Origin of the sequence: Candidatus Pelagibacter communis (assembly GCF_012932795.1) — a bacterium.
GTDB lineage: Bacteria > Pseudomonadota > Alphaproteobacteria > Pelagibacterales > Pelagibacteraceae > Pelagibacter > Pelagibacter ubique_S.
In genome coordinates, this window is the sequence record NZ_LANA01000002.1 from 415,929 (window position 1) to 440,628 (window position 24,700).

Annotated in this window: 27 protein-coding genes and 3 tRNA genes; 4 read left to right on the plus strand and 26 right to left on the minus strand. The window is 29.4% G+C overall.

Features of this window, described 5'->3' with window-relative positions:
* The 23 genes from VP91_RS06300 to VP91_RS06410 form a co-directional block, all read right to left on the minus strand.
* A complete protein-coding gene (locus VP91_RS06300; RefSeq protein ID WP_169036600.1) occupies positions 1-747 on the minus strand; it encodes a type III pantothenate kinase in 747 nt (248 codons plus the stop codon).
* A 1-nt stretch (position 748) separates the two neighbouring features.
* On the minus strand, positions 749-1,306 hold the full coding sequence (locus tag VP91_RS06305; RefSeq protein WP_169036601.1) for a biotin--[acetyl-CoA-carboxylase] ligase: 558 nt from the start codon (positions 1,304-1,306) through the stop codon (positions 749-751).
* Positions 1,306-2,721 carry an NADH-quinone oxidoreductase subunit NuoN gene (gene nuoN, locus VP91_RS06310; protein WP_169036602.1) on the minus strand — a complete coding sequence of 472 codons (1,416 nt, stop codon included), beginning with the start codon at positions 2,719-2,721 and terminating at the stop codon, positions 1,306-1,308. Before nuoN ends, VP91_RS06305 begins: the two co-directional genes overlap by 1 nt.
* Positions 2,721-4,214: an NADH-quinone oxidoreductase subunit M gene (locus VP91_RS06315; protein ID WP_169036603.1), complete on the minus strand. Its 1,494-nt coding sequence runs from the start codon at positions 4,212-4,214 to the stop codon at positions 2,721-2,723. The genes nuoN and VP91_RS06315 overlap by 1 nt, the downstream gene beginning before the upstream one ends.
* The gene (nuoL, locus tag VP91_RS06320) at positions 4,214-6,127 is read right to left on the minus strand and encodes an NADH-quinone oxidoreductase subunit L (RefSeq protein WP_169036604.1); all 1,914 of its coding nucleotides are present in this window, start codon (positions 6,125-6,127) and stop codon (positions 4,214-4,216) included. The genes VP91_RS06315 and nuoL overlap by 1 nt, the downstream gene beginning before the upstream one ends.
* A gap of 1 nt (position 6,128) precedes the next feature.
* Positions 6,129-6,437 carry an NADH-quinone oxidoreductase subunit NuoK gene (nuoK, locus tag VP91_RS06325; protein WP_169036710.1) on the minus strand — a complete coding sequence of 103 codons (309 nt, stop codon included), beginning with the start codon at positions 6,435-6,437 and terminating at the stop codon, positions 6,129-6,131.
* Positions 6,433-7,065 (minus strand): NADH-quinone oxidoreductase subunit J, encoded by a 633-nt coding sequence (locus tag VP91_RS06330; RefSeq protein ID WP_169036605.1) that lies wholly within the window; start codon positions 7,063-7,065, stop codon positions 6,433-6,435. The genes nuoK and VP91_RS06330 overlap by 5 nt, the downstream gene beginning before the upstream one ends.
* 4 nt (positions 7,066-7,069) lie before the next feature.
* A complete protein-coding gene (gene nuoI / locus VP91_RS06335; RefSeq protein WP_169036606.1) occupies positions 7,070-7,555 on the minus strand; it encodes an NADH-quinone oxidoreductase subunit NuoI in 486 nt (161 codons plus the stop codon).
* Positions 7,556-7,557: 2 nt separating this feature from the next.
* The gene (gene nuoH, locus VP91_RS06340; RefSeq protein WP_169036607.1) at positions 7,558-8,556 is read right to left on the minus strand and encodes an NADH-quinone oxidoreductase subunit NuoH; all 999 of its coding nucleotides are present in this window, start codon (positions 8,554-8,556) and stop codon (positions 7,558-7,560) included.
* Positions 8,557-8,560: 4 nt separating this feature from the next.
* The gene (nuoG, locus tag VP91_RS06345; protein WP_169036608.1) at positions 8,561-10,603 is read right to left on the minus strand and encodes an NADH-quinone oxidoreductase subunit NuoG; all 2,043 of its coding nucleotides are present in this window, start codon (positions 10,601-10,603) and stop codon (positions 8,561-8,563) included.
* Positions 10,596-11,927 (minus strand): NADH-quinone oxidoreductase subunit NuoF, encoded by a 1,332-nt coding sequence (nuoF, locus tag VP91_RS06350; protein ID WP_169036609.1) that lies wholly within the window; start codon positions 11,925-11,927, stop codon positions 10,596-10,598. The genes nuoG and nuoF overlap by 8 nt, the downstream gene beginning before the upstream one ends.
* A complete protein-coding gene (gene nuoE / locus VP91_RS06355; protein WP_169036610.1) occupies positions 11,920-12,528 on the minus strand; it encodes an NADH-quinone oxidoreductase subunit NuoE in 609 nt (202 codons plus the stop codon). The genes nuoF and nuoE overlap by 8 nt, the downstream gene beginning before the upstream one ends.
* Positions 12,528-13,703 (minus strand): NADH-quinone oxidoreductase subunit D, encoded by a 1,176-nt coding sequence (locus VP91_RS06360; protein ID WP_169036611.1) that lies wholly within the window; start codon positions 13,701-13,703, stop codon positions 12,528-12,530. The genes nuoE and VP91_RS06360 overlap by 1 nt, the downstream gene beginning before the upstream one ends.
* Complete coding sequence (locus VP91_RS06365; protein WP_169036612.1) at positions 13,687-14,295, minus strand: NADH-quinone oxidoreductase subunit C; 609 nt, start codon at positions 14,293-14,295, stop codon at positions 13,687-13,689. The genes VP91_RS06360 and VP91_RS06365 overlap by 17 nt, the downstream gene beginning before the upstream one ends.
* A gap of 5 nt (positions 14,296-14,300) precedes the next feature.
* A complete protein-coding gene (locus tag VP91_RS06370; protein WP_169036613.1) occupies positions 14,301-14,822 on the minus strand; it encodes a NuoB/complex I 20 kDa subunit family protein in 522 nt (173 codons plus the stop codon).
* Between the two features lie 10 nt (positions 14,823-14,832).
* Entirely contained in the window at positions 14,833-15,201 is a 369-nt protein-coding gene (locus tag VP91_RS06375) for an NADH-quinone oxidoreductase subunit A (RefSeq protein WP_169036614.1), read from the minus strand.
* Between the two features lie 87 nt (positions 15,202-15,288).
* Positions 15,289-15,365: transfer RNA gene (locus VP91_RS06380), tRNA-Asp, on the minus strand.
* Between the two features lie 13 nt (positions 15,366-15,378).
* Positions 15,379-15,454, minus strand: a tRNA-Val gene (locus VP91_RS06385).
* A gap of 205 nt (positions 15,455-15,659) precedes the next feature.
* Complete coding sequence (gene lon / locus VP91_RS06390) at positions 15,660-18,041, minus strand: endopeptidase La (protein WP_169036615.1); 2,382 nt, start codon at positions 18,039-18,041, stop codon at positions 15,660-15,662.
* Between the two features lie 62 nt (positions 18,042-18,103).
* On the minus strand, positions 18,104-19,372 hold the full coding sequence (gene clpX / locus VP91_RS06395; RefSeq protein ID WP_169036616.1) for an ATP-dependent Clp protease ATP-binding subunit ClpX: 1,269 nt from the start codon (positions 19,370-19,372) through the stop codon (positions 18,104-18,106).
* Between the two features lie 89 nt (positions 19,373-19,461).
* Positions 19,462-20,073, minus strand: a complete 612-nt coding sequence (clpP, locus tag VP91_RS06400) for an ATP-dependent Clp endopeptidase proteolytic subunit ClpP (RefSeq protein WP_169036711.1) — start codon at positions 20,071-20,073, stop codon at positions 19,462-19,464.
* A gap of 32 nt (positions 20,074-20,105) precedes the next feature.
* A complete protein-coding gene (gene tig / locus VP91_RS06405) occupies positions 20,106-21,527 on the minus strand; it encodes a trigger factor (RefSeq protein ID WP_169036617.1) in 1,422 nt (473 codons plus the stop codon).
* Between the two features lie 15 nt (positions 21,528-21,542).
* Positions 21,543-21,627, minus strand: a tRNA-Leu gene (locus tag VP91_RS06410).
* Positions 21,628-21,728: 101 nt separating this feature from the next.
* Here VP91_RS06410 and VP91_RS06415 point away from each other — a divergent pair.
* Genes VP91_RS06415 through VP91_RS06425 form a run of 3 tightly spaced genes read left to right on the plus strand, consistent with a single transcriptional unit; the run spans position 21,729 to position 22,568 of the window.
* Entirely contained in the window at positions 21,729-21,977 is a 249-nt protein-coding gene (locus tag VP91_RS06415; protein ID WP_169036618.1) for a DUF1289 domain-containing protein, read from the plus strand.
* On the plus strand, positions 21,974-22,147 hold the full coding sequence (locus VP91_RS06420; RefSeq protein ID WP_169036619.1) for a hypothetical protein: 174 nt from the start codon (positions 21,974-21,976) through the stop codon (positions 22,145-22,147). Before VP91_RS06415 ends, VP91_RS06420 begins: the two co-directional genes overlap by 4 nt.
* Positions 22,134-22,568 carry a hypothetical protein gene (locus VP91_RS06425; RefSeq protein ID WP_169036620.1) on the plus strand — a complete coding sequence of 145 codons (435 nt, stop codon included), beginning with the start codon at positions 22,134-22,136 and terminating at the stop codon, positions 22,566-22,568. Before VP91_RS06420 ends, VP91_RS06425 begins: the two co-directional genes overlap by 14 nt.
* On the opposite strand, the gene VP91_RS06430 is transcribed toward VP91_RS06425, so the two are convergent.
* Complete coding sequence (locus VP91_RS06430; protein WP_169036621.1) at positions 22,565-22,711, minus strand: hypothetical protein; 147 nt, start codon at positions 22,709-22,711, stop codon at positions 22,565-22,567. The genes VP91_RS06425 and VP91_RS06430 overlap by 4 nt on opposite strands.
* 46 nt (positions 22,712-22,757) lie before the next feature.
* On the opposite strand from VP91_RS06430, the gene VP91_RS06435 reads away from it, so the two are divergent.
* Positions 22,758-23,432 (plus strand): uracil-DNA glycosylase, encoded by a 675-nt coding sequence (locus tag VP91_RS06435; RefSeq protein ID WP_169036622.1) that lies wholly within the window; start codon positions 22,758-22,760, stop codon positions 23,430-23,432.
* Here the strand turns inward: VP91_RS06435 and VP91_RS06440 are convergent.
* Together VP91_RS06440 and VP91_RS06445 are read right to left on the minus strand one after the other, a co-directional pair.
* A complete protein-coding gene (locus VP91_RS06440; protein ID WP_248289235.1) occupies positions 23,429-23,854 on the minus strand; it encodes a YbgC/FadM family acyl-CoA thioesterase in 426 nt (141 codons plus the stop codon). The two genes, VP91_RS06435 and VP91_RS06440, sit on opposite strands and share 4 nt — an antisense overlap.
* A gap of 195 nt (positions 23,855-24,049) precedes the next feature.
* The gene (locus VP91_RS06445) at positions 24,050-24,694 is read right to left on the minus strand and encodes a DUF3047 domain-containing protein (protein WP_169036623.1); all 645 of its coding nucleotides are present in this window, start codon (positions 24,692-24,694) and stop codon (positions 24,050-24,052) included.
* Positions 24,695-24,700: the final 6 nt, after the last annotated feature.

The following is a 24,700-nucleotide window of genomic DNA, read 5'->3' on the forward strand; positions in this document are numbered from 1 at the left end:
TTACTTAATTAAAGTGGTGGCTTTGATTAGGCCGTTAATAGTAATATCTTTATTTAATAAAACTTTCGTTTTTATTGAATTTTTAAACAAATTAGAAAATCCTCCAGTAATTATAATTTTAAAGGATAATTTAGTTTCTTTCTTAATTAATTTAATAATATTGTCAATTAATCCCTTATACCCCCAAAAAAAACCAGCCCTGACAGCGCTAATGGTGTTTAAACCGATCACTTTTTTAGTTTTTTTTAAATTTATACTTGGTATTTGTGTTGCTTTGTCAATCAAAGTATTAAGTGAAAGTTTGACACCGGGAGCAATGACACCACCATGATAAGTATTCTTTATTAAAACATCGAAAGTTGTAGCAGTTCCAAAATCTAAAATAATAAAATTATCCTTATAATTACTAACACTAATTGCATTAGCCAATCTATCAGAACCAATTTGTTTGTAATTAACTTTAATTTTAATCAATTTTTTTAAGTTAAGATTTTTTAGCTCATAACATCTTATTTTATAAATTTTATTAAAAAAAATTTTAATTTTGTCGTACGCCTTTGGTACAACGCTACAAATCAAAAATTTTTTAATCAAATAGTTTTGAATATTTAAACTAGATGTTGATTTTTTAAGTAAAGAAGAATTAATTTTTTTTGTATCAATAATTATTCTTCTAATTATTTTGTTCTTAGAATTTATTATACAAATTTTAGTTTCTGTATTTCCAATATCACCAACAATAATCATTTTAAGTTTTATATATATTTTTTACATCAAATTTTGTTAATTCTGGAATAAATTTTTCATAAATTTTCGCTAATTTTAAAGTAACATTATAAGCACTAATTTTTATACCAGTTAAATCTAAAAGATTTGTAGTAGGATAATTTTTTATAATAGGACTTTTAACTAAATTAATGCCTATTCCAACAATAATAAATGTCATTTTTGATTTTAATACAGTTTCCTGCAATATTCCTGAAATTTTCATATTATTTATTAATAAATCATTTGGGTTTTTGATAGTAATTTTACCTTTATAAAAATTTGATAATAACTTCTTAATTAAAAAACAATTTATTTTTGTAAGATCTTTTAATGGTAATTTAACTTTCTCAATTGGAAAAAAAATACTGGCAAATAAGTTGCCTTTGAAAGAAGTCCATTTCTTTCCATATTGTCCTCTACCTTTTTTTTGTTTCTCAGCAATAACTATGCCAAACTTATCATTAGTTTTTTTAATAATTTCAATAGCTAGATCGTTTGTACTATTTACAATTTTAAAATTGTACTTTTTTAATTTCATTAGATAATAGTAACACTTGATACTATCTCAACTATCTTACTAGGAAAGATAAAATATAAAAGAATTAATAATGTAGAAATGGCTAATGATACTTTTAACCATGTACTATGGTCGGTGTCATATTTCTCTTTCTCTTTATCAAAATAAATAACTTTAATTATTTTTAAATAATAAAAAGCAGCAATTACTGTTGATAATAAACCCACTATTGCCAAAAAGTACATCGATTGTTCAATTACAGATTTGAATATATAAAATTTTGCAAAAAACCCTGCTAATGGTGGTATCCCAGCTAATGAAAATAGTATGACTAAAAATGACAAAGATAAAATGGGATGATTTTTTGATAATCCTGATAGATCTTCAATGGTTTCAAAAAATTGATCATTTCTTTTCATCATAAACAAGCAACTAAATAAACCTAGATTCATTACCATATAGATAGAAATATAAATTATAGATGCTTGAATACCTTCATTTGTAGCAACAGAAAGTCCTGCTAGAGTATAACCAATGTGACCAATAGAACTATATGCAACTAATCTTTTTAAATTATTTTGTCCAATTGCTGCAATAGCACCAAATATCATTGAAGCTATTGATAAAAAAATAATGATGGGTTGCCATTGATCAATCATATTAATAAATGGTACGTATAAAAATCTAATAAACACAGTTAATGCAGCAACTTTAGGAACTGTTGCAAAAAATAATGTTACAGATGTTGGGGAGCCTTCATACACATCTGGTGCCCACATATGAAAAGGTACAGCAGAAATTTTGAAAGCTAATCCAACTAAAATAAAGACTATTCCAAACGTTAAGCCATAGTGAGTAGATTTCAATGCGTTACCAATAATGTTAAAGTTAGTAGATTCAGAGAAGCCATAAATTAAGGAACAACCATAAAGCAATAAACCAGATGAAAGCGCACTTAATACAAAGTATTTAAGACCAGACTCAGATGATTTTAATTGATCTCTATTAAATGATGCTAAGACATATAAGGCTAAAGATTGTAATTCCAAACCAATATAGAAAACTATTAGATCATTAGAACTGATCATAACCATCATACCTAAAATTGAACAAAGGATTAAAATTGGATACTCTATTAAAAAAATATTAGATATTTTCAAATATTTTTTAGAAATTGATAAAACAAGAGCTCCACCAATAACTGTAAAAATTTTCATTAAAGATGAGAGGGTGTCAATTATATAACTATTTGCAAAAAAAGTTAGACTTTTATCAGGATAATTGTTTAATATTAAAATTCCAGTAATTAACAATAGTCCAATTGAAAGATTGTGAATTAAACTTGAACTGTTTTTTTTAAAAACACCAAGAATTAATAAAAACATTATTGATACAGAGATAAAAATTTCAGCAGAAATAAAGTTTAAATTAATCATTATTTTTTTACCTCTTGACTGTACATATTTAAATTAAAATTATACATTTCAATTAAATCCTTTACTGATACTTCAATTGTATTAATTAATGGCTCTGGGTAGAACCCAAGAAATAATACTGGGATTGCTAAACTCCATAAGATAAATTTTTCTGAATTATCTAAATCAGGTATTTTTAAAAGATCTTTATTTACTAAATTTCCAAAAACAACTCTTCTATATAACCACAGCATGTATGCGGCTCCAAGAATTACGCCAAGACTTGCAATAACTGCAACTAAAAAGTTATCCTTAAATGCTCCCATTAAAACTAAGAATTCACCTATAAAACCACTAGTTCCCGGAAGCCCTAATGCAGCTAATGTAAACAACATAAATAAAATTGAATATTTTGGCATAACCGAAACTATCCCACCATAGGTATTAATTAATCTTGAATGCATACGATCATAAACTACACCAACACATAAGAAAAGTGCTGCTGATACTAAACCATGACTAATCATTTGGATTATGCTGCCTTCTATACCCTGTTGTGTGATTGTAAATATACCTAAAGTTACAAAACCCATGTGTGCCACAGAAGAGTAAGCAATTAACTTTTTCATATCTTCTTGCATTAAAGCAACTAAAGATGCGTACAAAATTGCAATTAAGCTCAATATATAAATTAAAGGTGTAAATAGTTCGGAAGCTACAGGAAATAGACCTAAGGAAAATCTAATAAAACCATATCCAGCCATTTTAAGCAAAATAGCTGCCAGAAGAACAGATCCTGCTGTTGGAGCTTCTACGTGTGCATCAGGCAACCAAGTGTGAAAAGGCCACATGGGAGTTTTAACAGCAAAAGAACTAAAAAATGCAAGCCACAACAAATTTTGATATTTAATATCTAAACTAAGTTCATAAAGTTGAATAATATCAGTTGTTCCAGCAATCCAGTAAATTGAGATTATAGCAACTAACATCAAGACTGAACCAACTAGAGTGTATAAAAAAAACTTAAAAGCTGAATAAACTCTTCTTGTTCCACCCCAAATTCCAATAATTAGAAACATGGGGATTAATCCAGCTTCAAAAAATAAATAAAATACAACTAGATCAAGGGAACAAAAAACACCTATCATCAAACTTTCCATGATCAGTATTGCAATAAGAAAGTGTCTTAATCTAACTTTTACAGTGTTATTAACTGATATTATGCAAAGAGGTGTAATAAATGTTGTTAAAACTATAAACAGAATTGATATTCCATCAATACCTACTTTGTAATTAACAAATCCCTCTAACCATATTCTATCTTCAATAAATTGAAAGCTAGAAGTAGATGGATCAAATAAATACCATAAATAAATTGAAATTAAAAAATTTATAAAAGAAGTAAACAAAGCAACATATTTAGCAGTATTTGAATTTTTATCTTTTGAAAATAATAAAAATAAAGCACCTATTGTTGGTAAAAGAATTAAAGATGATAAAATTGGAAAATTCATTAGTATAAAATTAAGAAGGTTAATAAAGCAGATAACCCTATCAAAATCATAAAGGCATATTGGTAGATAAATCCACTTTGAAATTTGCTAGCTCTTAATGATAAATTTTTAATTAACGAAGAAACACCATCGGGTCCAAACTTATCAATAATTTTTATATCGACTGTCTTCCAAAAAAAAAGTCCAATTTTTTTTGAAGATTGAATAAATACAATGTTATATAATTCATCAAAGTACCATTTGTTAACTAAAAAATTATATAAAGGCCTGTTAGATTGTGAAAATTGATTTGGTAACTCTTTATTTTTTATAAACAAATAATAAGCAACTGGTATAGACAAAAGAACAAGTGTAGGTGTAATTAAAATAATCCATAATGGTGGGTGATCTGAGTTTAATGGTTTTAAGAATTTAATGGAATCTCCCCAAAAGTGATTTGCACTTTCATGACTAATAAATAAATCTTTAAATAAAAATCCAGCAAAAATTGCTCCAATAGCTAATAAAATTAGTGGTACCAGCATCACTATTGGTGACTCATGAATTTCTTCAATCTTCATTTTGTTATTATTGTAAGTTCCATGAAAAGTTTTAAAGATTAATCTCCAAGAATAAATTGAAGTAAGTAATGCTGTAAAAACTCCAACTCCAGCCGCATAATATCCGGCTGTATTACCTTTAAGGTAAGCAAATTCTATGATTGCATCTTTTGAATAAAAACCTGATAGAAAAGGAAAGCCTGTCAAAGCTAAAGTTCCAACAATCATTAAAATCCAAGTATAAGGTAACTTTTTATAGACAGCTCCCATCTGATTAATATTTTGTTCGTCTTTAAATGAATGAATTATGGAACCTGATCCTAAGAATAGTAAAGCTTTAAAAAAAGCATGAGTAAATAAATGAAACATAGCAACATTATAAGCACCAACACCAGCTGCAAAAAACATATAGCCTAATTGACTGCATGTAGAATAGGCAATTATCTTTTTAATATCAGTTTGAACTAAAGCCACTGTTGCAGCAAAAAAAGCTGTTGTCATTCCAACTACAGTAATAATATTAAGAGTTAAGGGCGAATATTCAAAAATTGGTGAACATCTAACAACTAAAAAAACACCTGCAGTTACCATAGTTGCAGCATGTATTAGCGCTGATACTGGTGTGGGTCCTTCCATAGCATCTGGTAACCATGTATGTAAAAAAATTTGAGCTGATTTACCCATAGCTCCAATGAATAAAAGAATACAAATTAGATCAATAGCCTCAATGTGTATTCCTAAAAATAACAAATCTTTGTCAATAATTTGAGGAATTTGTTGAAATACCTCAGAATAATTAACAGTACCAAATAAATGAAAAATTAAAAAAATTCCTAAGACTAGTCCAAAATCACCTACTCTATTTACAACAAAAGCTTTTATCGCAGCTGCGTTCGCTGAATCTTTTTTAAACCAGAATCCTATTAAAAAATATGAACAAAGGCCTACACCCTCCCAACCAAAAAATAATTGAAGAAAATTATCAGATGTAACAAGAGTTAACATTGCAAAAGTAAAGAGTGAAAGGTACGCCATAAATCTTGGTTTATGTGGATCATGAGACATATAACCAATAGAATAAATATGAACTAATGCAGAAACTAATGTTACAACAACAAGCATTACAGAAGATAATGCATCAACTTTTATTGACCAATTTACGTTAAGTGATCCTGAATTAATCCAAGAAGCTACAACTACATTATTTTCATAGTTATTTACAATAACTTGATAAAATAAAATTAGAGATAATAAAGCTGAGATTGAAACAAAAAAACTCGTAATAATTTCAGAACTTCTATCACCTATAAATTTTCCAAAAAATCCTGATGTAATAGATGCTATTAATGGAAGAAATAATAATGCTATCTCCATATTATCCTTTGAGACTATTTATCTCTTCAACACGAATTGTTGACGAGTTCCGGTAATAAACCACAATTATAGCTAAACCTATAGCAGCTTCAGCAGCTGCTACTGTTAGTATAAAAAGAGTAAAGATTTGACCAGATAAGTCATTCAAGAATATAGAAAAAGCCACCAAATTAATATTTACTGCTAAAAGTATGAGTTCAATACTCATAAGTATTACTATGATGTTTTTTCTATTTAAAAATATACCAATAATTCCAATGGTAAAAATTATTGCACTTAAAGTGAGGTAATGACCTAAACCGATATCAATCATCAAATTTTACTCCTTTATTACTTTCCACATTAATTATTTCAACAGCGTCGGATCTTTCTCTGGAAATTTGACTAAAATAACTTTGTCTTTTAACTCCTGATCTTTGTCTAAATGTTAAAACAATAGCCCCAATCATTGCAACTAATAACACCATTCCACTTAATTGAAAAATGTGGATATAATCGGTATATAAAATATTTCCTAACGCATGAGTATTACTTATCTCCTTATCCATAGTTAAGGATACAGCAGGCATAAGATCAGGCTTATATTTCCAGCCTCCAATGACAATTATTAATTCAAAAAATATAATTACACTAATTATTAAACCAATTGGAATATGTTTTGAGCTTTCTCTAGCACTAAACCATTGATTCTTTTGTTGAGCAACATTTAGCATCATGACGACAAATAAAAATAAAACAGCTACGGCACCGACATATACAATTAGCATAATCATTCCAAGAAATTCAGCACCAATCATGATGAACAGACAGGATATACTAATAAAATCTAAAATAAGAAAAAAAACAGAGTGCACTGTGTTTTTAGAAACAGTGACCATTATTGCAGAAACAATAGCTATGAAAGAAAAAATATAAAAAAATATTGCGTGCGCTAACATAAAATTATCTGTATGGTTTATCTGCTCTAATATTTGCAGCTAAAATATTTTCCCATCGATCTCCATTATCTAAAAGTTTTTCTTTATTATAATAAAGCTCTTCTCTAGTTTCTGTTGAAAATTCAAAATTTGGCCCTTGAACTATTGCATCTACAGGGCAAGACTCTTCACAAAGACCACAATAAATACATTTCATCATATCAATGTCATAACGAGTAGTTTTTCTGCTGCCATCAGCTCTTTCTGAAGACTCAATTGTTATTGCTTGTGCAGGACATACAGCTTCACATAATTTGCAAGCAATACATCTTTCTTCTCCATCAGGATACCTTCTTAAAGCATGCTCACCTCTAAATCGTGGACTAATTTTGCCTTTTTCAAATGGATAATTTATTGTTTTTTTTGGTTTAAAAACCTCTCTTAGAGCTATTATTAAACCACCTAAAAAATCTAACATAAAAATTGTTTTAAATATTCTTGAAATTTTCATAATTAATTAGTTGGTAGCAGATTAAAATAAAATAAGTAACTCGATGTAAGAATTACCCACGTCAAAGATAAAGGTAAAAAGATTTTCCAACCTAACTTCATTAACTGATCATATCTATATCTCGGCACAATAGCTTTTACTAACGCAAAAAGCACAAAAAGAAATAAAATCTTAAAAATTAACCAGATAGCACTTGGAATTAGAGTGAAGGGATAAATTTCAATTGGTGACAACCATCCTCCTAAAAAAAGAATTGCTCCCATTGCACACATGAGTAAAATATTTGCATACTCACCTAACCAAAACATTGCATACATCATACCGGAATATTCAGTTTGATATCCCGCAACCAGTTCTGCTTCAGCTTCAGGTAAGTCAAATGGCGGCCTATTTGTTTCAGCTAATGCAGAAATGAAAAAAATTACAAACATCGGGAATAATGGAATTACAAACCATAATTTTTCTTGTGCCATGACTATGTCATTTAGATTTAATGAACCAACACAAAGTAAAACATTAATTATGATGACACCTATTGAAACTTCGTAAGATACCATTTGGGCTGCTGATCTTATTGCACCTAAAAAAGGGTATTTTGAATTTGAGGCCCACCCACCCATTATTATTCCATAAACTCCTAAAGATGAAACTGCAAATAGATAAAGAATTCCAACATTGATGTCCGCTAGTACTTGAGTTGCACTAAAAGGAATTACTGCCCATGAAATTAATGCTAAAGTCATGGTAACTATTGGTGCCAAAATAAATATTACCTTATTAGAGCTTGAAGGAATAATAACTTCTTTAAACATATATTTTAAAGCATCAGCTAAAGATTGTAATAAACCAAAGGGACCTACAACATTTGGACCTTGTCTTTTTTGAACAAAAGCCCAGATCCGACGATCAAGCCAAACGATCATTGCAACAGAAACTAGAACTGGAACTAATAAAAATAAAATTTTATAAGTTTCTGAAAAGATAATATTAATATATTCCATTTAACTAACCTTCTGTACCTGTTAATTTTAAATTTATTTTTGCATTCTTGCATTCAAGCATTGTTTTTGAAGCTCTCGCTATTGCGTTTGAGTAATAATAATCCTCAATATCAATTTTTAAAATCTCTTGCTTAAATTCTAAATTTTCAAGGTTCGAAGATTTGATGGAGTTATTTTTTTCAATAAACAAATTAATTTGATTAAGCATACTGCTATCTAATTCATCTTTGTCATTAAATAATTTTCTATGATTCATTACTTCGGCCAATTCATTTATTATCAACCAATCTTCTTTTGCTTCTTCTGGTGGATAAGAAGCCTTATAAGCTTTTTGTAACTTACCTTCTAAGTTTGTAAAATAACCATTTTGTTCGGTGTAAGCTGCGCCTGGTAGTATAATATCAGCAATCTCCGCTCCTTTATCACCATGACTTCCTTGATAAATTATAAATTCATTTTTTTTTTCAAGTTTTAGATTGTCTACACCTAACAGATAAACAATTTCAAATACATGGTTTTCTAAGTTTTTTAAAACTTCATTAGATCCATCTTCTGTTTTGTATACTCCCAAGTCAAAACTACCAACTGTAGATGCATTTTTTGAAATAATATTCAAGGAATTCCACTCTTTTGATATTTTTTCATTCTTTTCTAAAAATGTTTTAATAGACTCAAATATATATTTAGCAGATTCACTTTTCAGAGAGGACTGACCAAAAATAATTAAAGGTTTTTTTGCATTTTTAATCATATTGGATATTTCATGATTATTTTCTATAATTTTTTTTATATTTTCAATATCTCCATCTAAAGATTCATAAGGATATGTAAGTTCACCAATATTATTAAAGGAAACTATTTTTGTCTTATTTTGTAAATAAGCTTTTCTAATACGCGCGTTTAAAATTGTTGCTTCATATCGAGGATTACTACCAACCATAAATATAAAGTCTGCTTCTTCAATTCCATTAATTTTTGAATTAAATAAATAATTTTCTCTTTTTTCCGGATTCAAATAACTATGATCTGTTCTTGATTCAATGTTGTAAGAACCTAGCGTTTTATTAAAAAACTCTTTAAATATATAGAGAGTTTCCATGTTGACTAGATCACCAGCTATTCCACATATTTTATCTTTATCAACATTCTTAAGCTTGGACTTAATTATATTAAACACTTCGTTCCATGATGCTTTTTCAAATTTACCATTATATTTTATATAAGGTGTGTCTAAACGTTGATTTAATAAACCATCACAAGCATATCTTGTTTTGTCGGAAATCCATTCTTCATTAATATCCTCATTAATTCTCGGTAAAATTCTTTTAACCTCCCATCCATAAGTATCGACTCTTATATTTGTGCCAACCGCATCCATAACATCGATGGATTCTGTTTTTTTTAATTCCCAAGGTCTGGCCTCAAAAACATATGGTTTTGAAGTTAAAGCACCAACAGGACATAAATCTACAACATTGGCTGAAAGTTCTGACTCCATTGATTGTTCGAGATATGTTGTTATTTGCATTTCTTCACCTCTCCCTATCGCTCCAATTTCTGGTACACCTGCTATTTCAGTAGCAAATCTTACACATCTAGTGCAGTGAATGCATCTGGTCATTTGAGTTTTAATTAAAGGACCCATGTTTTTTTCAGAAACTTCTCTTTTGTTTTCTTTATATCTGGATTTATCAACGCCATAAAACATAGATTGATCTTGCAAGTCACACTCTCCCCCTTGATCACAAACAGGACAATCTAATGGGTGATTAGCTAATAAAAATTCCATTACACCCTTTCTTGCTTTTTCAACAAATTCTGTGTTCGTTTTGATATTCATTCCTTCAGTTGCAGGCATCGCACATGAAGCTACAGGTTTAGGAGATTTTTCTATTTCTACTAGACACATTCTACAATTTCCAGCGATTGACAATTTTTCGTGATAACAAAATCTTGGAATTTCAATCCCAGCTTTTTCGCAAGCTTGAAGAACTGTTAAACCCTCCTCAACCTCTACATCAATTTCATTAACTTTTAATTTAAGCATCTTTTTTATCTAATAAATGTTGATCAACTAAATAAGGAATATTTTTATCTTTATCAAAAATTGGATTAAGATTATTTCTTTTTTCAATTTCTTTTTTGAAATGTCTTAATAGCCCTTGTACAGGCCATGAAGATCCCTCACCAAAAGCACAAATGGTATGTCCTGCAATTTGATTGGTGACGTCCCCTAACATATTAATTTCATCTCTAGATGCTTCACCTTTTGCCATACGCTCTAGCATTCTCCACATCCATCCTGATCCTTCTCTACATGGTGTGCATTGACCACAACTTTCATGTTTATAAAATCTTGCAATCCTAGCCATACATTTAATAATGTCTTGATCTTTATTAATTACAACAATACCAGCTGTTCCTAATCCACTTTTTTCAGCCATTAAAGAGTCAAAATCCATAGTCAATGTTTCACATTTTTCTTTAGGTATTAAAGGCATTGATGAACCGCCTGGAATTACAGCTTGTAAATTTTCCCATCCACCAATAACCCCTCCAGCGTGAACTTCTATTAATTCTTTCAAGGATATGTTCATTTCTTCTTCAACATTACATGGATTATTTACATTTCCAGATATGCAAAAAATTTTAGTACCTGTATTTTTTTCTCTACCTAAAGATGCAAACCATTTACCTCCTCTTCTAAGTATTGTTGGGATAACAGCAATCGTTTCAACATTATTTATTATTGTTGGACATCCATAAAGTCCAATTAAAGCAGGAAAAGGTGGTTTTAATCTTGGTTGGCCTTTTTTACCCTCTATACTTTCTAATAATGCAGTTTCTTCTCCACAAATATAAGCTCCAGCTCCATAATGAATGTAAATATCCAAATTCCACCCTGTACTAGCAGCATTTTTTCCAATAAGTTTTTTTTCATAAGCTTCATCTATTGCAGCTTGGAGTTTTTCTCCATCAATAAAATATTCACCTCTAATATATATGTAACAAATATGCGCTTGTACTGCGTATGAAGCAATCAAGCACCCTTCAATTAACTTATGAGGTTCAAATCTTAAAATATCCCTATCTTTACAAGTGCCTGGTTCAGACTCATCAGCATTGATAACTAAATAATGGGGTCTTGACCCAACTTCTTTAGGTGCAAAAGACCATTTTAAACCAGTTGGAAATCCAGCACCTCCTCTACCTCTAAGTTCTGACTCCTTAACCTCATTTATTATCCAATCTCTCCCTTTTTCTATTAAATCTTTAGTATTTGTCCAGTCACCTCTTTTTTTAGAGGAATCAACATCTGATCCTCTATCATTGTATAAATTTTGAAATATTCTATCTTCGTCTTTAAGCATTTTTTAAATCCATTAATGTTTTTCTATTATTTTCTGGTTCATTGTTTGTACGACCTCTATATGATCCTGGTTTAGGTGTTTTTCCATTAAGTATTGTATTTAAAATTTTTATTGTTTTTTCTTTGTCTAAATCTTCATAATATTCATCATTAATTTGCATCATAGGTGCATTAACACATGCTCCTAAACATTCAACTTCCGTCCACGAACAATTTTTATCTTTTGATAATTCATTTTCATTATCAGAAATCTTTTCTTTACATGCTTCAACAAGTTTATATGCACCTCTAATCATACATGGTGTTGTTGTACAAATTTGTATAAAATGCTTTCCGACAGGTGCAAGATTATACATTGTATAGAATGTTGCTACTTCATAAACTTTTATATATGGCATGTCTAAAAATTTTCCTATGTACTTCATGGCAGCCAATGGAATCCAATTATTATTTTGTTTTTGTACGATATAAAGTAAAGCCATTACGGCACTCTGCTGTTTATCTTTAGGGTATTTTGCAACAATAGTTTTTGCAGCTTCTAAAGAAGAGGAATTAAACTTAAAACTTTCAGGTTGTTCTTTTGAAGGTTTTCTTAAACTCATTATCTATCCACCTCTCCAAAAACAATATCTAAAGAACCTAATACTGCTGGTACATCCGCAAGCATATGACCTTTAATTAAATAATCCATTGAAGCTAAGTGCGAAAATCCAGGTGCTCTTATTTTGCATTTATAAGGTTTACTAGAACCGTCTGATATTAAGTAAACACCAAACTCACCTTTGGGTGCCTCAACAGCAGCATAAATTTCATCTTTATCTACACGATAACCCTCTGTAAATAATTTAAAATGATGAATTAATGCCTCCATAGATTGTTTTATATCTTTCTTTGATGGGGGGCTAATTTTTCCATCTAATGATTTAATTGGTCCTTTTGTCATTTTAGCCAAACATTGTTTAATTATAGAAACACTTTCTCTCATTTCTTCAATTCTACATAAATATCTATCATAACAATCTCCATTTTTTCCAACAGGTATCTTAAATTCTAACTGTTTGTAACAGTCATAGGGTTGTGATTTTCTTAAATCCCAAGCAACTCCAGATCCTCTAATCATAACACCACTAAAAGAATAATCTAAAGCATCTTTTTTTGTTACAATTCCAATATCAACATTTCGTTGTTTAAATATTCTATTGTCAGTTAATAATGTTTCAAGATCATCAATTATTTTAGGGAAAGAAATACAAAAATTACTTATGTCTTCTTCTAGACCCATAGGTAAATCTTGATGAACTCCACCTGCTCTAAAATAATTAGCATGCAGCCTAGAGCCAGAGGCTCTTTCATAAAAAGTCATTAAAGTTTCACGTTCTTCAAATCCCCAAAGTGAAGGTGTTAAAGCACCGACATCTAATGCTTGTGTGGTCACATTTAAAATATGACTCAAAATTCTTCCTATTTCACAAAACATAACACGTATAAATTGAGCTCTCATTGGAACATCTATTTTTAAAATTTTTTCTATTGCTAAAGCAAATGCATGTTCTTGATTCATAGGAGCCACATAGTCAAGTCTGTCAAAGTAAGGTACAGCCTGCATGTAAGTTTTGTTTTCAATTAATTTTTCAGTTCCACGATGCAATAATCCAATATGTGGGTCTGCTTTTTCCACAACCTCACCGTCTAACTCTAAAATCAATCTTAATACGCCATGGGCAGCTGGGTGTTGAGGTCCAAAATTAAGATTTAATGTTTTAGTTTTTTTTGTCATTTTTTTGATTGGTTTGATTTTTAATATATTTTGTTCCCTCCCAAGGACTTTCATAGTCAAAGTTTCTATAATTTTGCTCTAATTTAACTGGCTCACTGATAACTTTTTTTTTATCTTCACTATATCTAACCTCTGTGTGGCCAGTTAAAGGAAAATCTTTTCTCAGAGGGTGACCTTCAAAACCATAGTCAGTAAGTATTCTTCTTAAGTCAGGATGATCTTTAAATTTGACACCATACATATCAAAGACTTCACGTTCCATCCAATTAGCAGCTGGATATATTGAGGTTAATGAAGGGATTAGTTCATTTTCGTTAATAACATAGCTTAATATTATACGTTGATTAAACTCGTGGCTTAAAAATAAATATACAATTTTAAATCGTTGTGTTTTTTCAGGATAATCGACAACAGTTATATCAATTAGTTGTCTAAATTTTGTATTTTCATTACTCTTAATAAATATAGTTACATCCATTAGGTCTTCATTCTCAATATTTATGTAAAGCTGATCGTGTTTTATTTCTGAACTTTTTATCTTAGTAGTAAGTTCTGAATTAATTTTTTTTTCAAGATCTATTAAGTTGTTCATAATAACTATCTATCAAAAGATCCTTTGTTTCTAATTTTTTTTTGAAGTTGCATAATGCCATAAAGCAATGCTTCAGCAGATGGAGGACATCCTGGTACATAAATATCAACTGGAACAATTTTCTCACATCCTCGAACTACAGAGTATGAATAATGATAATAACCACCTCCATTGGCACAACTACCCATAGAAATAACATATCTTGGTTCTGGCATTTGATCATAAACTTTTCTTAGGGCTGGAGCCATTTTATTTGTTAGCGTACCTGCAACAATCATAACATCTGATTGTCTAGGTGAGCCTCTTGGGGCTGCTCCAAATCTTTCTAAATCATATCTCGGCATAGCAGTTTGCATCATTTCAACCGCACAACAAGCTAAACCAAAAGTCATCCAATGTAGTGACCCAGCTCTTGACCAATTAATCAAATTATCAAGAGAAGTTGTTATAAAGCCATTTTTACTAAAGTCTTCAGAAAGTTTTTTAAACTCTTCAGGTACTTGTTTATTTTTATCTTCTAAATTCATAAGTGTGATTTTATTCCCAGTCTAAGGCTCCTTTTTTCCATTCATATATAAAACCAATTGTTAATATAAATAAAAAAATCATCATCGAGGAAAAGCCTAATAAACCAATATTTCCAAGTGAGATTGCCCATGGGAATAAGAAAGCTATCTCTAAATCAAAAATTATAAAAAGAATAGCTACTAAATAAAACCTAACATCAAATTCTATCCTAGAGTCTTCAAATGGTTCAAATCCACATTCATATGCAGATAATTTTTCAGGGTCTGGATGTTTTGGTGAAAGTATTAAATTAACAACAATAAAAGCACAACTTAAACCTAAGGCTATGATTAAAAATAGTATTATTGGCAGGTAATCTTTTAAAAAATCTGAAAGCATCTGAGTCTATATAACACCTTTTATATCATGTTGAAGGGTTGATACGTCACATTTTAATTAATTTTAATGAGCAAAATTGAGGAAAAGTGGCGGGAGTGAAGGGACTCGAACCCTCGACCTATCGCGTGACAGGCGATCGCTCTAACCAACTGAGCTACACCCCCACTTTATTTGTTTTGGTGGGCAGTAAAGGACTCGAACCTTTGACCCCCTCGGTGTAAACGAGATGCTCTACCAACTGAGCTAACCGCCCAAAACCAATTAACGCACTATTTATAACAACTAATTTAATAAAGCAAACCTAAAAGAGCACCTCTAAAGGCTAATAAGTGAAAAAATGATATCCCAATAGTATCACTGGTCGCTTTAATCAAATAAAAATATTTATATCTATTTTTTTTCTAATTTTAATAGAATCTTTATTTAAACATCTCAGCTTTTATTTGATATGTTAGTAGTTATTGAATGCTGGCTTGAGTTTTATCATCAGATTTAGATATCTTTTCAACCTCAACCCACTCAACTCTTTTTAATTCTTTAGTTAAAGCTATTTTTAAAACTTCATCAGCATGCTCAACCGGTGTTATTTTAATATCATCAATAATTTTTTTAGGCATGTCAACTAGATCTTTTTCATTATCTTTGGGAATTAGAACTTGTTTAATTCCAGCTCTGTGTGCTGCTAGTAATTTTTCTTTTAATCCACCGATTGGTAAAACTTGCCCTGTTAATGTTACTTCACCAGTCATAGCAATATCTCTTCTTACTGGATTATCAGTGATCGCAGATACTATCGATGTAACCATTCCAATACCAGCTGATGGTCCATCTTTAGGAGTGGCACCTTCGGGCACATGAATATGAAAATCTTTTTTTTCAAACAGAGGTGGAATAATTCCATATTCTAAACTTTTAGATCTAATAAAAGATTTTGCAGCTTTAATAGACTCTTGCATTACATCGCCAAGTTTACCAGTAATTTGCATTCTACCTTTACCAGGCATTATAACAGTTTCAATCTTCAGAATTTCACCACCATACTCCGTCCAGGCTAAACCTGTAACTACACCAATTTTATCTTCATTTTCAAGTTCTCCAAATTTAAATTTTTGTATTCCTAGATAGTCAGATAGATTTTTTAGATCAATTTTAACTTCTTTTTCTTCACCAGTTACAACTTTTTTAACAACTTTTCTTGCTACTTTTGAAATTTCTCTCTCTAAATTTCTGACTCCAGATTCTTTTGTATAACTTCTAATAATCTCTTTAATAATATCTTCAGATAGTGTCATTTCTTTTTCTTTAACACCGTTATCTTTAATTTGTTTTGGTAAAAGATATTTATTTGCAATATTAATTTTTTCATCTTCTGTGTAACCAGCTAATCGAATTACCTCCATTCTGTCTAAAAGTGGTGGTAAAATATTTAGCGTATTTGCTGTTGTTACAAACATAACATCTGATAAATCATAATCTACTTCAAGGTAATGGTCGTTAAATGTTGAATTTTGTTCAGGGTCCAATGCTTCCAATAAGGCGGAAGATGGGTCACCTCTATAATCATTTCCAATTTTATCTATTTCATCAAGAAGAATTAAAGGATTTTTTGTACCAGCCTTTTTCATCATTTGAATAATTTTTCCGGGTAATGATCCTATATAAGTTCTTCTATGACCTCTAATTTCAGCTTCATCACGCATACCACCTACTGAAACTCTAACAAATTCTCTATTTGTGGCTTTTGCAATAGATTTACCTAGAGATGTTTTTCCTACACCTGGAGGGCCTACTAGACATAAAATCGGGCCTTTTATTTTTTCCATTCTTTTTTGCACTGCTAAAAATTCAATAATTCTTTCTTTTACTTTTTCCAATCCAAAATGATCAGCATCTAGTACGGCAAGGGCTTTTTTAAGATCAATAGCAACTTCACTTTTTTTAAACCAAGGCAAATCAATCATCCAATCAAGATAGTTTCTAATAACTGTAGCCTCTGCAGACATTGGACTCATATTTTTTAATTTTTTAAGTTCTGCCAAACATTTTTTTTCAACGTCTTTTGGCATTTTAGCTTTTAAAATTGACTTATTTAAGCTTGATGTTTCATCCTTACCATCTTCAATTTCACCTAATTCTTTCTGAATAGCCTTAAGCTGCTCATTTAAGTAATACTCTCGTTGAGTTTTTTCCATTTGAGTTTTCACTCTTCCTCTAATTCTTTTTTCGACTCCAATTATACTAGTTTCATTTTCCATAATTTTAATTATAGAATTAAGTCTTTTCTTAACATCAATTGTTTCAAAAATTTGTTGTTTTTCAGAAATTGTAGCTGTTAAGTGGGATGCAATATTGTCAGCTATATGTGATGCATCAGCTAATTTTTTTATATTATTAATTGTTTCACTTGAAACTTTTTTATTAATTGATGTTAACTTTTCAAGTCTCCTAACAGCAGTCATTGCTAGTGGAATTAAGTCTTCATCTTTAGAAACAACATCATGAAAATGAGCATATTCACAAACTATGAACTTATCATTATCCTTAAAATCTAATATCTTAACTCTTTTACTTCCTTCGACCAAAACTTTTACTGTTCCATCTGGTAATTTTAATAATTGTAAGATATTTCCTTCACAACCATACGTGAAAACGTCAGTTTTTTTTGGGTCATCTACTTCAGAGTTTATTTGTGTAACAAGAACTATTTTTTTATCTTTTTTCATTACCTCGTTTAAGGCTGAGATTGATTTATCTCTCCCAACAAACAATGGAATTACCATGTTAGGGAACACAACAATGTCTCTTAAAGGTAATAATGGTTTTTCAATTTTAACGTCCATGCTTTAAATATGGATATTAAATAAAATATTGCAATAGCTATTTATTAGTTATTAACGGTAAATTAAGCCGCAGTTGTTTTGTCTGTCTTTGTTTTACTGTTATTTTTTGAATGAACTAAAATTGGCTGGGTTAAACCTTTTGCGGCACTAGCATCAACAATAACCTCTTCAATATTTTCTTGACTTGGTAAATCGTACATTGTTTTTAACAAAATATTTTCTAGGATTGATCTAAGGCCTCTTGCACCAGTTTTTTTATTAATTGCCTTTTGTGCAATTTCTTTAACTGCATTATCTTTAAAATTTAATTTAGCACCATCTAGCTTAAATAATTCTTGATATTGTTTGATTAAAGAATTTTTTGGTTCTTGCAATATTTTAACTAAAGATTTTTCATCAAGATCTTCTAAAGTTGCTATCATTGGCAACCTTCCGATAAATTCAGGTATTAAACCATATCGTAATAGATCTTCAGGTTCTAAGCTCTTCATCCATTCACCAGTTTTTTTATCATCTATTTTTTTAACATTGGCACCAAAACCAATTGATGTACCCTTGTCTCTTTGAGAAATTATTTTATCTAAACCAGCAAAAGCTCCTCCACAAATAAATAAGATATTAGTTGTGTCTACTTGCAAAAATTCTTGCTGTGGATGTTTTCTTCCTCCTTGAGGTGGAACACTTGCAACAGTTCCTTCCATAATTTTTAATAAAGCTTGCTGAACACCCTCACCAGAAACATCTCGAGTTATTGATGGATTTTCGGACTTTCTACTAATTTTATCTACTTCATCAATATAAACAATTCCTCTTTGAGCTTTTTCAACATTATAATCTGCTGCTTGTAATAGTTTTAAAATAATATTTTCAACATCTTCGCCAACATAACCCGCTTCTGTCAATGTTGTAGCATCTGCCATTGTAAAAGGGACATCTAAAATTCTAGCTAATGTTTGAGCTAATAAAGTTTTTCCACAACCAGTAGGCCCAACCAAAAGAATGTTAGATTTAGAAAGCTCAACTGTTTTGCTAGTTTTGCTTTCATAATTAAGTCTTTTATAATGATTATGAACTGCTACTGATAAAACTTTTTTTGCATGGGGTTGGCCAATAACATAATCGTCTAACACTGAACAAATTTCTTTAGGTGGCGGGAGCCCATCCTGATGTTTAACAAAAGTATCTTTGCTTTCTTCTTTAATGATGTCCATACAAAGCTCGACACATTCGTCACAAATAAATACAGTTGGCCCCGCAATTAATTTTCTAACTTCATGTTGGCTTTTGCCACAGAATGAACAGTAAAGAATATTTTTATTGTTATTAGTCATAAATTTATAAACGAATCAATTAAAGTACTTTAATATAGAAGACTCATACTAATCAAGTACACGTTTAGAAATTATCAAGATATTGTATGTTATGCTCTATTTTCAACTACTTCGTCTATTAAACCAAAGTCTTTAGCTGTTTGGGGAGTCATAAAGTTATCTCTCTCAAGAGCTTTTTTAACATCATCAACTGATTTGCTAGTATGTTTAGAATAAATTTCATTAAGTCGTTTTTTTAAGGCTAAAACTTCATTGGCGTGAATTTCAATATCTGTTGCTTGTCCTTGAAATCCAGCTGATGGTTGATGTACCATTATTCTTGAATTTGGTAACGAAAATCTTTTACCTTTTTTTCCTGCAGCCAATAAAAAAGACCCCATTGAAGCTGCTTGACCAATGCATAGTGTTGAAATATCTGGTTTAACATATTGCATTGTATCATAAATACCTAAACCTGCTGTAACTAGCCCTCCAGGACTATTAATATATAAATTAATTTCTTTTTTTGGATCTTCAGATTCTAAAAATAAAAGCTGTGCTGTAACTAATGATGCAACATTGTCATTGATTGGTCCTACTAAAAATATAATTCTTTCTTTTAAAAGTCTTGAATAAATATCGTAAGCTCGCTCACCTTTGTTGGATTGCTCTACAACCATTGGAACTAAGTTGTTCATTTCTTCAGAATAATAATTTGTCATAAGTTGATTCTTTTCAATCATACAACTTGTGATTACTTTTTGCTAACTTTTTTTTTTTTAGTTTCTTTAATTTTTGTAGTTTTTGGCTTTGCTGTAGCTTTTTTAGCTATAGTTTTTTTATCATTATCTTTTTTTTCTTTAGGATTTTCATTATCATGATCTTGTTTTTGGTGTTCTTTTAAAATTTTTTCTGCTTCTTCTTTGGTGATTTCTTTTTTATTTGGTTTTGATTTTGTTTTAATCAAATCAATGATTTTTTCTTCATAAACGGTTCCTCTTAAGCTAGCTAAAGCAGATGGATTTTTTTGATAAAACTCCATAACCATTTTCTCTTGACCAGGCATCATCCTCAGCTGTTTTTGCACTTCTGCTTGAACTTCTTGTTCAGTAACTTTAATTTTATTTTGTTCACCAAACTCATTTAAAATTAATCCTACTTTAATTCTTTTTTTTGCAATACTTTCAAAATTTTTTTTACTTTTTTTAACATCTTCTTCACTCATTCCTTGAGACAAAATTTTAACTTCTTCTTCAATGAGATTGCCTGGAATTTCATCTACTTTAAAATTTTCAACTTCTTTTAAAATCTGAGTTTTAGCTAATTTATCTAATGAATTTTTATACTCATCATTAATTTGTTTTGAAACTAATAATTTTAAATCTACAAGATCTTTTGCCCCTAAATTTTTTGCAAAAACATCATCAATTTTTACACCTTCGGGTTTTTTTATAGCTAAAATTTTACAGGCAAATTTAGCTTTTTTATTTGCATATTCTTTTTGAGGATAATTTTCTGGGAGTACTGCTTCAACAAATTTTTCATCATTTTTTTTTACTCCTAGCAATTGCTTATCAAAACCCTTAATAAATAAGTCCTTACCAAGTATTAATTGTGTATTCTTTCCTTCATCACCTTTAAAATCCTTTCCATCTATTGTAGCTTTATAATCAAAGGTCACTGAATTACCATCGATTGCTTTAATATCATCTGCAACATCAATGAAATTGTTTTGGTTTTTTGCTATTTCTGCAATTCTTTTATCAGTCTCTTTTGCATCAATTTTAACGGTATATTCATCAAATTTTATATTTTCTAATGATTTAATTTCAACTTTAGGAAGTTCTGTTACAGAAATGGTATACTCTAAGTCTTTATCTTCACCATAAGTTTTCAAATCTAGTTTGGGTTGACCAGCCGGTTTTATTTTATTATCTTCTAGTGCTTTAGTTGATGATTCTTTTAAAACCTTATCTAAAACCTCTCCAAAAATTGCTTTTCCAAATTGTCTTTTAAGAATTTCTCTTGGAACTTTTCCTGGTCTAAATCCTTTTAAATTTACTGTATTTTTAATTTCCTCATATTTTTCATCCATATGAGTGTTCATAGTTTTTTTATCTATAAAAACTTTAATGTCTTTATTTAAACCTTTTATATTTTCTATTGTTACTTTCATAATTTTATCAGTTTCTGGTAGGCGAAAAAGGACTCGAACCTTCACATCTTTCAATACTGGTTCCTAAGACCAGCGCGTCTACCAATTCCGCCATTCGCCCAGAATTTAAATGGTTTTATATATTATTGCTATCATTTGTCCAATGACAATAATTATTAAATATATTAATAATCAAATATATTTACTGATAATTTAAAAAATATGATTATTTCACCCTGTATAAGTATATGCAAAACAGATCCTCAAACAGGCTTCTGTTATGGATGTGGAAGAAACAATGAAGAAAAAAAAAAATGGAAACAAGAAAGCACTAGTAATCAGTGGAAAAATGATAATTTAACCCATATTCAAAAAAGGCTGACTGGCTGGCAATTAGAGAGTTTTAAAGATTCATATAAACATAAAATAGAAAATGGTATCTCTCTTTTCAAAAAAAATTTAATAAAATGAATAAATCAATTATTTTTACTATAATTTATATAATTGGAATAATAGTTGGTGCCCTATTTTTAGATATATGGGGCTCTGAAGTATCATTAATAAAAAATGTTGCAGTATTTATTTGGACAATTATTTTTTTAATTACACTTTTTTATACAGATAAAAATGAAAAGAAATAATTTTAACATTAAATTTTTTATTTTTTATTTTTTATTTATTGGTTTTCAAACAACAGTTTATTCTGAAGTAATGCATTTAACTGGGTGCAAAAACCTTATGCATAGTTTTGTTAAGAATGAGTATATCTTAGATTTTAATAAATCTTTAATGACAAGAAATTTTGTTTATGACAATAAAACTTATAAAAAACTTAAATTAACAGATTTAAGTATTAAAAAAGAAAACTCTATAGAAAAATTTATTTATGAAGATAATAACTTATTTTTGACAGATAAAGTTGGTTATCCACAATTTTATACTCAATTAGTTTTTGAAAAAAATAATCTAGTGATAAAAATTAAAACTGTAATTAATAATGAAGAAGGTCTGAGAAAAGTATCAACATGTAAAAATGTAGAGGTTTTTGAGAAAGAGAGTTAAGATTTTTTCTTTGTATTGCTAATTTTATTAGACTTAATAATAAAATTTATTTTTTTTGATCCAAATTTTGTATTTGTAATATTGCTTCTATGTTTAGCAAAAGCTTGTTTTTGAGCTAACTTCATTGCTTTTTTTGATGACATATAATTATTCTATATTTTTTAATAATAAAATATAGTTCTAATCGTTATGACTCTTAAATTTAAGAAATTAAATAATACAATAATTAAATGTAAAAAATGTCCTAGGTTAATAAAATTTAGTAAAATAATTTCAGTCAAAAAAAGGAAGCATAACATATCAGAGGTTTATTGGGGAAAACCTGTGACTGGGTTCGGAGATATTAATGCAAAATTAATGATTATTGGTTTAGCACCAGCCGCACATGGCGGTACAAGAACTGGAAGAGCATTCACTGGAGATAAGTCTGGAGATTTTTTATTTAGTTGCCTTTATAAAACGGGGATATCCAATCTACCTACATCTACACATATTAAGGATGGTCTTAAAATTTACAGTACCTATATTACCAATATACTAAAATGTGTTCCTCCTGGTGATAAACCATTAAAGGTAGAGCTAGATAACTGCTCAAATTATTTTAATAATGAAATTCAAAATTTAAAAAAATTAAAAGTTATAATAACCTTAGGCAAAATTGCATTTGATAATTGTATTAAGTTTTATAAAAGAAATTTTAAGATTCATCAAAAATTTATATTTAAACATGGTGCTAGATATAAATTACCTGATGGGAAATTTTTAATTCCTTGCTACCATCCTAGTCCACGAAATGTTAATACCAAAGTTATTGATAGTAAAAAAATGATAAACTTGCTTAAGATTGCAAAAAAAATAATCTAAATCTTAATACTGTCACAAAAGTAAGGCTTAAAATCCTGGAACAATGAACTGGGTATTTTAATGGGTTTACCTTTGCTGTTAACAAAAACTAAATGTACTTTTGCTTCAACTAATAAATCTTCTCCTCTTGAAATAAATTGATCCATAATAAAAGATGTTTTTGTAATAGATTTAACAAAAGATCTAATATTTAACTCATCTTCAAGATAAGCTGAAATTTTATATTCAATATTACATGACTTAACTATTATTAAAGCTCCAAAATCTTTTTTAATTTTTCTATTATTAAAACCTAAAGTAACTAAAGCTTCAGTTCTAGCCCTTTCAAGAAATTTCAAATAATTGGCATAATATACAACACCACCTGCGTCTGTGTCCTCATAGTAAACTTTAAGTTTATGATAAAAGTTTTCATGCATCATTATATATTAGCAAAAAAATTATTATTTAACACTAAACTAAGACATAATATTCTTAATAAAAGTTTATTTAATTTGGTTAATTAGTGTAATTGTTTAAATTTTGGTGTACCCGATGCTACTCGGATCGAAGATGTTATTGTTGCTATTATTTTATCTCTCTTGAGTAAGGGTCTTAAAAAAATAATTAGATAATTCCTATTTCGCCGAAAAATAAATATCCTGATAATAAGATACAGCATTTAATTTTGAGTTATCTGTATCTGTCATTATTGCAATTCCAGAAATTTCTGTAACATCTATATCATGAAATTTCATAAAATGTTCCTTAACATTGGCTTTAACAGTCACCCAGTTATTAAGATTGTTTTTTGTTGAAGATAATACAAAATCAATTGACTTTTTTGTATATGGACTTGGCCAATTTTTCCCTACATCATTATTACTTGAAAATACGTAATTTATAGCCCTGTTGGATAAAGGCGTAGATCCTGTTTTTTTTATAACAAACACCCTAGCAGCATAATCATGCCCCTTTTTATTATTTTCTATAATTCCAGGTAGATCTCTCTCAACTTTCCAGGTTATATTAATAAAAGGAGTTTTTAATAGATTAATTTTAATCTCTTTGCCTAGGCCTGATCCCTTTCCTTGTGCCTCTGCTTTAATAAAATTGCCATTTTCATTAGCACCTAAAGTCCATGTTGTTTCCCCTTTAATCTTTTTAACTTTTAATGTTTTAAACTCTTCCTCTGTAAAATCAAAAACTATAGTCTTTTCGGCAAAAACGTCATTGGAGAGTATGGATAAAGCAAATATTATTATAAATAAAAAATTTTTCATTAAAGG

Coding starts and splice junctions, on each gene's coding strand:
- VP91_RS06300 (WP_169036600.1), bottom strand. CDS start 747: ATGATTATTGTTGGTGATATTGGAAATACAGAAACTAAAATTTGTATA.
- VP91_RS06305 (WP_169036601.1), bottom strand. CDS start 1,306: ATGAAATTAAAAAAGTACAATTTTAAAATTGTAAATAGTACAAACGAT.
- nuoN (WP_169036602.1), bottom strand. CDS start 2,721: ATGATTAATTTAAACTTTATTTCTGCTGAAATTTTTATCTCTGTATCA.
- VP91_RS06315 (WP_169036603.1), bottom strand. CDS start 4,214: ATGAATTTTCCAATTTTATCATCTTTAATTCTTTTACCAACAATAGGT.
- nuoL (WP_169036604.1), bottom strand. CDS start 6,127: ATGGAGATAGCATTATTATTTCTTCCATTAATAGCATCTATTACATCA.
- VP91_RS06330 (WP_169036605.1), bottom strand. CDS start 7,065: ATGTTAGCGCACGCAATATTTTTTTATATTTTTTCTTTCATAGCTATT.
- nuoI (WP_169036606.1), bottom strand. CDS start 7,555: ATGAAAATTTCAAGAATATTTAAAACAATTTTTATGTTAGATTTTTTA.
- nuoH (WP_169036607.1), bottom strand. CDS start 8,556: ATGGAATATATTAATATTATCTTTTCAGAAACTTATAAAATTTTATTT.
- nuoG (WP_169036608.1), bottom strand. CDS start 10,603: ATGCTTAAATTAAAAGTTAATGAAATTGATGTAGAGGTTGAGGAGGGT.
- nuoF (WP_169036609.1), bottom strand. CDS start 11,927: ATGCTTAAAGACGAAGATAGAATATTTCAAAATTTATACAATGATAGA.
- nuoE (WP_169036610.1), bottom strand. CDS start 12,528: ATGAGTTTAAGAAAACCTTCAAAAGAACAACCTGAAAGTTTTAAGTTT.
- VP91_RS06360 (WP_169036611.1), bottom strand. CDS start 13,703: ATGACAAAAAAAACTAAAACATTAAATCTTAATTTTGGACCTCAACAC.
- VP91_RS06365 (WP_169036612.1), bottom strand. CDS start 14,295: ATGAACAACTTAATAGATCTTGAAAAAAAAATTAATTCAGAACTTACT.
- VP91_RS06370 (WP_169036613.1), bottom strand. CDS start 14,822: ATGAATTTAGAAGATAAAAATAAACAAGTACCTGAAGAGTTTAAAAAA.
- VP91_RS06375 (WP_169036614.1), bottom strand. CDS start 15,201: ATGCTTTCAGATTTTTTAAAAGATTACCTGCCAATAATACTATTTTTA.
- lon (WP_169036615.1), bottom strand. CDS start 18,041: ATGGACGTTAAAATTGAAAAACCATTATTACCTTTAAGAGACATTGTT.
- clpX (WP_169036616.1), bottom strand. CDS start 19,372: ATGACTAATAACAATAAAAATATTCTTTACTGTTCATTCTGTGGCAAA.
- clpP (WP_169036711.1), bottom strand. CDS start 20,073: ATGACAAATTATTATTCTGAAGAAATGAACAACTTAGTTCCAATGGTT.
- tig (WP_169036617.1), bottom strand. CDS start 21,527: ATGAAAGTAACAATAGAAAATATAAAAGGTTTAAATAAAGACATTAAA.
- VP91_RS06415 (WP_169036618.1), top strand. CDS start 21,729: ATGATTATTTCACCCTGTATAAGTATATGCAAAACAGATCCTCAAACA.
- VP91_RS06420 (WP_169036619.1), top strand. CDS start 21,974: ATGAATAAATCAATTATTTTTACTATAATTTATATAATTGGAATAATA.
- VP91_RS06425 (WP_169036620.1), top strand. CDS start 22,134: ATGAAAAGAAATAATTTTAACATTAAATTTTTTATTTTTTATTTTTTA.
- VP91_RS06430 (WP_169036621.1), bottom strand. CDS start 22,711: ATGTCATCAAAAAAAGCAATGAAGTTAGCTCAAAAACAAGCTTTTGCT.
- VP91_RS06435 (WP_169036622.1), top strand. CDS start 22,758: ATGACTCTTAAATTTAAGAAATTAAATAATACAATAATTAAATGTAAA.
- VP91_RS06440 (WP_248289235.1), bottom strand. CDS start 23,854: ATGATGCATGAAAACTTTTATCATAAACTTAAAGTTTACTATGAGGAC.
- VP91_RS06445 (WP_169036623.1), bottom strand. CDS start 24,694: ATGAAAAATTTTTTATTTATAATAATATTTGCTTTATCCATACTCTCC.